This window comes from Bacillus cereus (genome assembly GCF_002567495.1).
Classification (GTDB): Bacteria; Bacillota; Bacilli; order Bacillales; family Bacillaceae_G; genus Bacillus_A; species Bacillus_A cereus_AQ.
Genome location: NZ_NVAP01000038.1, coordinates 256,692 through 267,611 on the forward strand (window position 1 = coordinate 256,692; position 10,920 = coordinate 267,611).

The following is a 10,920-nucleotide window of genomic DNA, read 5'->3' on the forward strand; positions in this document are numbered from 1 at the left end:
TACAAAGAAAAAAGCCCTATCCAGGGCTTTTTATTCTATTTCTCTAGCAAAGCTCTCCATGAAATTGCTAATTGAAGAAAATTGAAAAAAGACGCACTTAGATTGATGCGTCTTTTTGTGATGCCTCTTTTGTGAAATCATATAAAGCAATTGCGCCTAAAAGAACAAGTATACCTTGAGGAACATCTACCAAAATAGTTTTCCAAATTTCTGGAATTACCCATTTAATATCTGCTGCTGTTTCAAGATATGTTTGAAAATAACTGATCGTAAAATTAATTATCCCTAAAAATACAAACAACGATAGACCAAATCGAATTAATTTCTTATTTGTAAACATGTAACACCTCTCAAAATTCATTGGATATTCCTGCTTTTGCTTCTTTATATTTCCATATCCCTATATTTGATTTTATCACATAAAGAAATCAAAAAGATACAATATGCATATTTGCATATTGTATGAACAGCATTCCATGATGATTTAGAAATTCCCGTAAAGAAATAGTAACTCCGTTATATTTAACAGAGCTGGTTTCTTTTCTTATTTAACTTCATACGACCAATCTTTACGTTCTTTGATTGTAAAATAAATGTGGCAGAAATTTATACAGTTAATGCGTAGACAATTAAATTAGCTAATTAATCAATATGCCATATCCGCATCACTATCGACTTTACGCAAATATGACAAGACAAAATATATAGATAGGTATGATTCATACCTATCTATATCATTCCATCTATTCTTTATCCAATTACATCTTTTACGTCTGTATCCACTGGCCACTTTTCTAATGTATAAGCCATTTCCCAAAATGAATATTCATATTGACTACTAATAATAAAATGTTGTTTCATACGCTTGCGGTCTGCCTCTGTTACTTTTTCAGCAATAGTATCTAAACGTGTAATTTGCTCTTCAACTAGCGTACGGAACCAATCTGATCCATAAGCAGAAATCCATTCGTTATAAATTGGCTCTTCTGGCTGACATTCTTTTAAACGTTCCCCAATTTCGTAATACAACCAATAGCAAGGTAAAATTGCTGCAATGATATCTCCTAAATGTCCTTCATACGCAGCACGATACATATGTGAAGTATACGCATATGCAGTTGGCGCAGGAATAAAATTATCTTTTTCTTCTTTTGTTATTCCTAATTTTTTGGCAAAATTCTCATGTAAAGATAATTCTGCCTCATATGTATTTTGAGCATGATGTGCCATACGAGCTGTCGTTTCTAATTCAAGAGCTTTTGCAGCTCCTAAAGTTTGTACTCTAGCAAAATGACTCAAATAATATGAATCTTGAAGCACATAATAGCGAAAACTCGCTAAATCTAAAGTTCCTTCGCCAAGTTTTTTTACAAAAGGATGGTTAAAACTCGCTTCCCAAATTAAATCTACTTCTTTACGTAATGATTGTGAAAAAGTCATTTGAATCCCTCCAATAATGTATAAAATATAAGTATTTATCCACAATTATTAAAGCCGTAAAATAAAAAAACTTTCTTTACAGGCGTAAAGAAAGTGAAATTGACAGTATTTATTCGTTAAATAGCAACGTCTTTCCCACTTCCCTACGCTGGCATTAACCAGATCAGGTACTAAGAGTCTCAAAATCCCTTTTGATCTCAGCCTATGAAAGGCCCCCCTAGTGGATAAATATTTTGTTTTTATGATGTATTCATCATAGCATACTTCGTGAAACTGTCAAAAGAATTCGTTATATAACTATCTTAAAAACCTTCTTCTTTTCTCACTTTTAATGATGTTTCAATAATCATATCTAATAGTTTACTATAACTAATTCCCGCTGCTTCTGCACTTTTTGGCAATAAACTTGATTGTGTCATCCCTGGTAATGTATTAATTTCCATTACATATGGAATTCCGTCCTTCACCATCATATCAACTCTAGCATAAACACTACATTTTAATGCTTTATAACAAGCCAGTGATGCTTTATTCACACGTTCATTAATTTCTGCTGGAAGTTCGATAACTTCCTCAACTGTACTAGTATCATCATATTTTGCATTGTAGTCAAAGAACTCAGCTGCATGTCGAATTGAGACTATAGGTAACTGTTTTCCATCCAAAATTGAACATGTAATTTCGTCACCTTTTATATACTTCTCAATTACTACTTCAGAATCCCATTCAAATACAGTTTCTAGCATTGAGATCAATTCCGTTTTATTGTAGACGATTTTCACTCCGACACTCGATCCGCCAGAGTTTGGTTTTACCACTAATGGAAATCCTAACTTATCTAACTCATCAAGCTTTAGGTCCTCCATTTTTGTAAGTTCAATCCAATCTGGTGTTTCTACACCTTCATAACGTAAAATCTTTTTCGAAATATTTTTGTCCATACATATACTGCTCGATAACATATTGCTTCCGCTATAAGGAATCCCTAAACTCTCTAGTGTTCCTTGAACTGTCCCATCTTCTCCGTATTTTCCATGTAATGCGAGCAGCGCAAAGTCAATATCTTTCGCTTTTTCAATTAAATCCATTTTTTCATTTAATGTAATTGGAACTATTTCATACTTATTTTTATCTAAATGGGCAATCATTTCATTCCCCGTCATAATTGAAACTTGTTTTTCAGACGATACCCCGCCCATAATAACACCGATTTTCATTTTCTCAACTCCAAATTTCATTTTTTAATGTATCACCAATTATTTTAATTCCCCGAACTATTTCTTCCTCTTTCAAACGTGAAAATCCTAATCGGAAAGTATTCGCTCCTTCTTCACCAGAGTAAAAAACATCTCCAGGTGAAAACGTAACGCCTTTCTCATAACACTTTTGTAAAAGTGTGCGAGCATTCATATGCTCTTCTAGCTCTATAAATAAATGAAGTCCTCCATCTCCAGTCATTCTTTTGAAAGGAATGTACTGGTTACATGCCCCGACAGCTAACTCATATTTTTTCTTATAAACAGATCTTGCCTTTTTTAAATATTTTTCAAAATATCCCTCATGTAAATATTGAAACAGAACAGCTTGATCTAACGTAGATGTGTGGATTGTTCTTGCTCTTTTTACACTTTCTAAATAATGAATCAGCTCTTTATCTGCAATAATCCAACCTACACGTAAACCAGGGAAAAGTACCTTTGAAAAGCTACTAATATAAATCACATTATTGCCAGCTCCAGCAAAAGTTAATAAGGGAGCTAAATGTGAACCTGAATAGCGTAATTCCTCATTAAATCCGTCCTCTATAATAGGAACCTTATATTTTGAAAATAACCTCATCAATTCCGTTCTTTTCTCTGAACTCGTAACAATGCCGGTTGGATTATGATAAGAAGGAATTAAATAAGCAAAATCAAAATCTTTTTCACGCAAGCTGTTTTCAACTTCATTCGTATCAATACCATCCTCATTCATATCAATTCCATGAACTTCAAGGCCATGTAAGCGGAACAGCTTTAGTGCAGCGTGGTGAGTTGGATTCTCACAGATGACACGACCGGATTTTTTTGATAAAGAAGAGAGTACAATATCTAATCCTTCTGTAAATCCATTTGTAATTAGAATATCTTTATTCGAAATGTCTACACCTTTCATTTCCATGTAGTGAAGTAAGTAATTCATTAATGGTCTATATCCCTTTGCATATCCGTAGTTCAATACGATGTCCCCTTCAATGGACATACGAGTAAGAAAAGCTCTTTTGAAATTTTCAACATCAAATAGCTTCTCATCCGGTGCTATACTATTAAAAACAATCATTCCTTTTTCCCAGCGAACACCATGTTTCATTAAATCTAATTCATCCGCTAATGCGGTAACTGTATTAAGTTTATTTTTCCAATCTATTTCAACAGACGAAGTGTTAGATATATCCACCTTCGCAACAAAATTCCCTTTTCCTTTAACTGCATAAATGAGTCCTTCTTGCTCTAAATCGGCATAAGCAGCGAGTACAGTATTTCTACTCACACATAATAATTCACTCAGTTCCCTTGTTGATGGGATTTTTTGATCACCGAGTAAATGCCCTTTCATAATCATCTTCTTCAAATAATCTTTCAATTGAATATAAACGGGACGATCTTTAACAACTTTAAAATCTTTAAACAATTCCTTACCCCCTGCAATTATTTTTGCATATTTATTTCATTCTCAAAAGGTCCACGACATATGTATTTTTTATAAAGGGCGGTACGGTCTTATAAATCTTTTCGGTACAAGTTAATTACATCTTTTAAAGCTGCCGCTGCAGCGCCTCGCGGATTAGATGCTCCACCAATTGTAGTAACTTGCCCCATCGTATCTGTAAAGAACGTAATTCCTTTTTCAGTCCCATTTACTTTTGCTAACGGATGATTTTTATCTATTTCGGACGGTTCAACATGTAAATTCACATTGCCATCCTCATCTTTATATACTGATGCAATTAATTTAATACATTTATTTTGTTCCTTAGCATTTCGAATTTGTTGTTTTGTAACCTGCTCGATTCCTTTTATATGTATATCTGTAAACGTATTCTCTGTTTCCATTAAACTGTTTGTCAAAAGTAACAATTTACATGCACTATCTGAACCACTTATGTCTAATGTTGAGTTCGTCTCAGCAATTCCTTTATGTTGTGCTTCTTTCAGCGCTTCTTCAAATGTCATATCTTCTTCATACATTTTTGTAAGAATATAATTAGTTGTACCGTTTAATATTCCTTCTATTTTTTCAATACTGCAACCAGCTAAACTAAATTGTCCGATATCTAATGTCGGTAGTGCCGCAGCAGTTGCACCACTGTATCGAATTCGTACATTTGCAGTTCTTGCTGCGTCATTTATTTCTCTCCAATTTGTAACAAGCGCACCTTTTGAAATTGCTACAATATCCATATGTTTCTCAATCGCTTGTTTTATATATTTTTTCCCTGGATTTCCATCTTTAAGGTTTGTAACAGTTGATTCTACCAATACAGTGCCACTTATCCCATTTATTGCACGTTCCTTCGGATAATGGTCCAAATATTTTTCAATTGCAGCAGTACCGCTACCATATATCAATAAATCGTGAATAGACAAGCCACCCTCATTATGTATTGCGATATTCCTTCCTATTACGCCACTTACAACTAATTGAATCCCATATGTTTCATATATATATGAATATTTTTCGTTTAATAATTTTATAAATTCTCTTCCTACTGTCCCGTATCCTGATAATACAATTTGAATTTTCATGATATCCCCCCATATTTTTCTACCAAATCCCACTTTCAATATAATATAAAGCGCTCTCGAATTCCATCGAGAGCGCTTTATTATTACTTATTTCGGTAAACGTGATAGCTTTTCAGCAATTGTTCTATAAAACTCTTGAATATTAGAAAAACCTAACGTGTCTGAAACACTTAATCCTACCATGTCGAGATGGTCCCAATTTGCTTTCGTTTCAATATGATTCCATTTTCCAACCTGTAATGACTCATTATTATTTACTGCAGCAGTAGAAGATGGTGCAATCATTGAATTTGTATTTACTACACCATCATTTTGCCACCAAGAAGTATCAATTAATGGACGGTTTTCTTCATATCTCGCATAAGAACCTAAGAAAAATGCATTCCCCATTAACACTTTATTCATCGTTATATGAGGTAAATGTAAACCTGTTATAGGTGCTGCTTGTGATGCATGTCCACTATAGGATAAGTAATACACATCCTGTTGCGTCTTTACCCAATTATTTAACTCCTTTGCACCATCTGTACTTAAATCCCATTGACTTATATCTTTTGTATTTTTCCAAAGTGAACTATTTAGAATGCGATTACTATATTGTAAAAAAGACTCTCCAGCAGTTTTCTTTATACCCCATTGATCCAATTTGAAATCATATAACAATAAATTATCGTTTCCTCCAAAACTTGCAGCTGTAATGAGTAAATCTTTAACGAATGGCAGCAAAAGACTACCATCCGCAAGTGTTGTACCGTTGTGAGGGGTTGCTAATGTTGTAACACTATGAACATATGATTTCTCGCCCTCAAATAGTTGTGATATTTTGGTATTCGGGTGATTTTTCACATAATTCTTTTCTTCAAAACTGCCTTCTTTTAATAGCTGTACCAATGTTCTAATCGTTTGTCCACCCATGCTATGCCCAACTAAGTGAACTTTATTTGTTTCACTCCAATTCGGCGCAAAACCACTATAAGTTCTGCCAAAACGATTATGTGCATGTTTCTCAGCGTGTGCGGCACCATAGTCTACTGTTCCACCGTTAATTTGGGCATACAATTCACATGCACGGTCCCAGTTACTAGAAACAGGTCCAACGGCTGCGGTATGTACAGTATAACCATTTCTCTTTAAATCTTCTTGTATATCATGAACACCGCCCCAATATTTTACGCCAAGCATTTCTTCTCTACCCCATCCGGCAAATCCATTCACTAGTATGATAGGATAATTGTTTTGTTGTTTCTCTTCAGCGTATGTTGTTTTCATTGCGAATGAACATACAGTCACTAATGCAAAAAAACATATTTTTAAAAATAACTTCCCCATACTTTCTCCCCCTAATAAAACGTTTACATTTTTCTTTTGAAAAATTTACAGCATGTTTTAATAACTTAAACATAATGTAAAATATTTTATATTCCTTGTATATATTGAAAACATACACAAATGTTGATAAATATTAGTTCAAGTAAGCATTTACTTTTTACAATACAACTTGTAAATCTGTTTATTTGAATTTATAATTAGATATAGTTTCCTCATGTTAAATAGATTTAAAAACCATAAGAAAACTAATCTCATTGCTTGAAAAGGAGGATAAAACATGCAAATCGGATCAAACATTCATACATTATCTCAACCTACTACAATAACTCCATCTAATCTTGAGCGTAATACTATCTCTTCTACTAAACTTGAAGGTAAGAAAGCAAATGATCCTATCAAGTTCGATATTCGTTCATCTGAAAAAGAAATGAAACAGCCTGAGCATAAATTTAACGAATTAGATTTATGGAAAATGTTAAAGGATAAAGGCGTTCCTTTATGGATCATTCTTGAAATGCTACAAAAGGCTCGTAAAGAAAAAGAAGCCCAAAACAATTCGGTTCAAAGTCCCAATGTGATTGAGGAAACAAACGAGACTCGATTAAATGAAGTAATGTAATAGATGTTATATGAATGGCCAATAACCGAAAAAGAGTTCGAGATTGATAAAGTTTCTATCAACCTCGAACTCTTTTTAAGATTTTTCTCCAATCGTTACAAATTGAAAAGATACTTTTCCTTCCAAACCTTTAATTAGCTTTTTTACTTTGACATTTTCATTAACCATTGTATTATCTGTCGACATTTTAGGGTTTTCATCACCTAAAGACTTTTTCAGATGGAGAAGTTGCATTTTCGTTTCATTTGCTTTTATTTCTTTATACACACTATCTTTTGCTACAATCACATACCATTGCGTTGGATATTTACGAGTGTTACCTATCCAAGCGTCACTATCGTATGAAACAGGAATCTCTTTTCCTTCTAATTCAATACTTTTCATACTCTTTTCATCTTCATGTGTAAACAACAGCGAGCCTTCTTTTGGGAATTTTGGTAACTTATCTATTAGTTTTAACTCGGATCCATTATCTCGTTTACGAAAAATATTTGCTTTAATCATCGCTTGTGCTGTGGATTCGTTCAAAATTAATACCTGTCCATTCCCAGATTTACTTTTTTTTACAGAAAATATTTCGTTTTCTTTCGTAATTTCTTGATAACGACTAATAATTGATAAAGTTTTATTTTCATCCCCAATGATTATTAAACCGTTTGCAGGAAATGGATTCTCCTTTTTAGAACATGCACTAAAACTTATTAATAGTAGTATCGTTAACATAAAAATAGTTAAAGTTCTTTTCATCTCGTTTCCTTTCATCATACAGTTCATTTTTCCACATACTTTAGTGTAGTCTTACAAGCTAATAAATTCTATTGCTCCATAACCTTATAAAGCTTTTGCAGGTATCGCCAACGGGTTATAAAATAATATAAAACTTGTATACATATAAATGAAATTAAAATGACGATAGAGCTATTTATGATAGAAAAATCGACTAATTGCTGTAATGCCATATAAGCGACTATAGTATGAATCACTGCAACGACAATCGGTAAGAAAAACATTAATAATAACTGCCTCGTTACAACTTTTTTCAACTCACCTTTACTTAATCCCATTTTCGAAATCATTTTATATTGCTGTTGATCGCGATCCAAATCTGTATATAATCTGAAATAAATAAAACTAGCGGCGAATGTAAAGAAGACGATTCCGACTAAAACACTTGCCATAAGTAATAACCCATTCGTTTGCTTCGCACTTAATAAATCTATAGTTAAAGCTCGAAATTGAAAATTACCTACTCTAGTATCTTTTTCAAATGTACTAATTAATTCATTTGAAATCCCCTTCGTTTTCATCCAAGCGTCTATAACAAATCCGTAAGTACGATATGGAATTTCTTTATTAACTGGGTCACTAGTAAGAGGTATTCCATCATATACCTGATCTTGAACAGCGATATAAATTGTTCTAGAATCATGTGGTAAAACTAAATTTTCTACAGCTTTTTTCACATAAAATGTCTTTGCCCAATCACCTTGAATGACTTCTATATTCTTTTTATACTCGCCATTTTTAAATTCTTGTTTTTGTGATACGACTCCAGGAATTAATAAAATTTCATCTTCTTTTTCAATTGTTTCTTGTTGATAGCCTAGTGCTTTAGCAAGATCGTTATATTCACTTAACTTCATTACATTTACGCCATTTTCTGTGTATATATATGAAGATGAAGCCATTCGATACGGAATATTAGCATCAGAAAGGTGTTTTTTTATAATAGAAAGATTTTTATTCAATACTTTGTCATTTTCAAAACTTCCATACAAAAATGTATACGGATTTGTCATCCTTACCAAATCCCTATTTCCAATTGCGGCTGTTGTACCAATTGCTGTAAATGCAACTGCTGAAACAATAGATACTATAAAAAACATCGTTGCATTATCTTTCATACGGTAAATTAATTCAGAAAATGTTAATATATTTGTTTTCTTTAAAAAGAAAGATTCTCTCCTTTTAGCAAGGTGCAATATATAAACGCTACACTGTGTATATAAAAAGTACGTTCCTATCATTACTAGGAGCACTCCTATTCCAAGCGTAATAAAATTGGTACTTGGTATGAAGCGAAATACTGAAAAATATCCATACCCTATACTAATTAAAGAAACTAGCGATAATAAAACTGAAGATTTCGGTTCAGGTTTTGGCTTTTCCTCTGCTCGAATAAGTTCCACAAGTTCCGTTACTTTTATCATTTTAAATGTAAATAATGAAACAATTAAAAACAAGAAAAGAAATGTGATAACTGTTAATAATACAGCCTGCACTGGTATATAAAAAGGTAAACCATTATTAATCATTAATACACTTGCACTTATCAATAAGACTAGTTTAGAAAATATGAGTCCAATGAAAATCCCTATACAAATTGAACCAAGTCCAATCAACATATTTTCAATTAATAATAATTTCTTAAGCTGTTTCATTGACATACCTTGCATCATTAAAATGCCAAATTCTTTCTTACGCGTTTTTAAAAATGAACTAACTGAATATAAAATGAAGAAAAATGAAAATACAAAAATCAATCCTTGCGAAACTGAAAATCCCAATGTACCGTATGCACTTATTGTTGCACTTGTCGATTTCAACTCACCTTGTAAATCAGGATGAAATAATAAAAGAGCATACGTAAAGAAAATCATAATAGAAAATGCACTACTTAAAAAATGACCTGCATATGTACGCTTATTGCGAAAAATATTATTAAATGCGAACTGACGAAAAGTCATGCCTTTTCCCTCCTAACAAAGAAAGGACATCCATAATCTTTTGATAAAAAGCTTGTCTACTTTCACCGCAATAAATTTCGTTATACAGTTGACCATCTTTAATAAATATAACTCTACTGCAAAAACTCGCTGCATACGGATCGTGTGTAACTAACATCATCGTCGCTTTTTCTTCTTTATTCAGAGTATCAAGCATCTCCATTACATCATTTGAAGATTTAGAATCCAAGTTCCCTGTCGGTTCATCTGCAAGTAATAATTGCGGCTTATGAACAATCGCACGAGCGATTGCTGTTCTTTGAGCTTGTCCCCCTGATATTTCAAACGTTCTTTTACTCAATATATCTGTAATATTTAACTTCTCTGCAATCTCTTCCACTCGTTTGTTCATTTCTTGAACAGAAACACCATCTAAAGTCATCGGCAATACGATGTTTTCTTTTACAGTAAGTGTGCTAAGAAGATTAAATGATTGAAATACAAATCCTAATCGTTTCCTGCGGAATAACGCTAAATCTTCTGATGATAATTGGAAAGGATTTGTGCCATTAATAAAAATTTCTCCCGATGATGGAGAATCAATAGTAGATACCATATTTAATAACGTTGTTTTCCCACTCCCAGATGGCCCCATAATTCCTACAAATTCACCTTCTTGAATTGATAAATCAATATCTATTAATGCTTTATAAGGTACTTTCCCTTTATATACTTTACTAATACTATTTGCCTGCAAAATTTCCATTTATATTCTCCCTTCATTTCCACCGCTCACTATAGAGTGTAAACGAATTGTCTTATAGCTCATATTGATTCATCTTTCATTTATCTTACACGCTTGTAAGATTTCTAAAAAAACTGATAACAAATCTATTTTCAAACTATAAACAAAGCATATCTATCTTATAATATTTGCATATTGGTTTGAATTACAATGCTATTTTATAATCTTTATTTTATTAATAAGAAAAGACCGATTGTGATATTATCCCCTTTAGGT

At 32.6% G+C, this 10,920-nt stretch carries 10 protein-coding genes and 1 riboswitch; of the genes, 1 reads left to right on the forward strand and 9 read right to left on the reverse strand.

Going from position 1 to position 10,920, the window contains the following annotated elements:
• Positions 1-97: 97 nt before the first annotated feature.
• The 6 genes from COK05_RS18170 to COK05_RS18195 all read right to left on the reverse strand — a co-directional run bounded on the left by COK05_RS18170 (position 98) and on the right by COK05_RS18195 (position 6,554).
• Positions 98-361, reverse strand: coding sequence for a DUF3937 family protein (locus COK05_RS18170; protein ID WP_098613700.1), 264 nt, complete (start codon positions 359-361; stop codon positions 98-100).
• Positions 362-750: 389 nt separating this feature from the next.
• Positions 751-1,440, reverse strand: coding sequence for a thiaminase II (tenA, locus tag COK05_RS18175; protein WP_098613701.1), 690 nt, complete (start codon positions 1,438-1,440; stop codon positions 751-753).
• 123 nt (positions 1,441-1,563) lie between these two features.
• Positions 1,564-1,669, reverse strand: a riboswitch (TPP riboswitch).
• Between the two features lie 73 nt (positions 1,670-1,742).
• On the reverse strand, positions 1,743-2,657 hold the full coding sequence (locus COK05_RS18180) for a D-alanine--D-alanine ligase (RefSeq protein ID WP_098613715.1): 915 nt from the start codon (positions 2,655-2,657) through the stop codon (positions 1,743-1,745).
• 4 nt (positions 2,658-2,661) lie between these two features.
• Complete coding sequence (gene pdxR, locus COK05_RS18185; RefSeq protein ID WP_098613702.1) at positions 2,662-4,110, reverse strand: MocR-like pyridoxine biosynthesis transcription factor PdxR; 1,449 nt, start codon at positions 4,108-4,110, stop codon at positions 2,662-2,664.
• An 89-nt stretch (positions 4,111-4,199) separates the two neighbouring features.
• Positions 4,200-5,225, reverse strand: coding sequence for a homoserine dehydrogenase (locus COK05_RS18190; protein ID WP_098613703.1), 1,026 nt, complete (start codon positions 5,223-5,225; stop codon positions 4,200-4,202).
• 87 nt (positions 5,226-5,312) lie between these two features.
• Positions 5,313-6,554 (reverse strand): esterase/lipase family protein, encoded by a 1,242-nt coding sequence (locus COK05_RS18195; RefSeq protein WP_098613704.1) that lies wholly within the window; start codon positions 6,552-6,554, stop codon positions 5,313-5,315.
• Positions 6,555-6,831: 277 nt separating this feature from the next.
• Here COK05_RS18195 and COK05_RS18200 point away from each other — a divergent pair, with 277 nt between their 5' ends.
• Positions 6,832-7,173, forward strand: coding sequence for a DUF3914 domain-containing protein (locus COK05_RS18200; RefSeq protein ID WP_098613705.1), 342 nt, complete (start codon positions 6,832-6,834; stop codon positions 7,171-7,173).
• A 75-nt stretch (positions 7,174-7,248) separates the two neighbouring features.
• On the opposite strand, the gene COK05_RS18205 is transcribed toward COK05_RS18200, so the two are convergent.
• From COK05_RS18205 to COK05_RS18215, 3 genes are read right to left on the reverse strand one after another with little or no spacing between them, the layout of a single operon-like run.
• Positions 7,249-7,935: a lipoprotein BA_5634 family protein gene (locus COK05_RS18205; RefSeq protein ID WP_255290340.1), complete on the reverse strand. Its 687-nt coding sequence runs from the start codon at positions 7,933-7,935 to the stop codon at positions 7,249-7,251.
• 53 nt (positions 7,936-7,988) lie between these two features.
• Entirely contained in the window at positions 7,989-9,920 is a 1,932-nt protein-coding gene (locus tag COK05_RS18210; protein ID WP_098613706.1) for an ABC transporter permease, read from the reverse strand.
• Positions 9,895-10,665 (reverse strand): ABC transporter ATP-binding protein, encoded by a 771-nt coding sequence (locus COK05_RS18215; protein WP_098613707.1) that lies wholly within the window; start codon positions 10,663-10,665, stop codon positions 9,895-9,897. The genes COK05_RS18210 and COK05_RS18215 overlap by 26 nt, the downstream gene beginning before the upstream one ends.
• Positions 10,666-10,920: the final 255 nt, after the last annotated feature.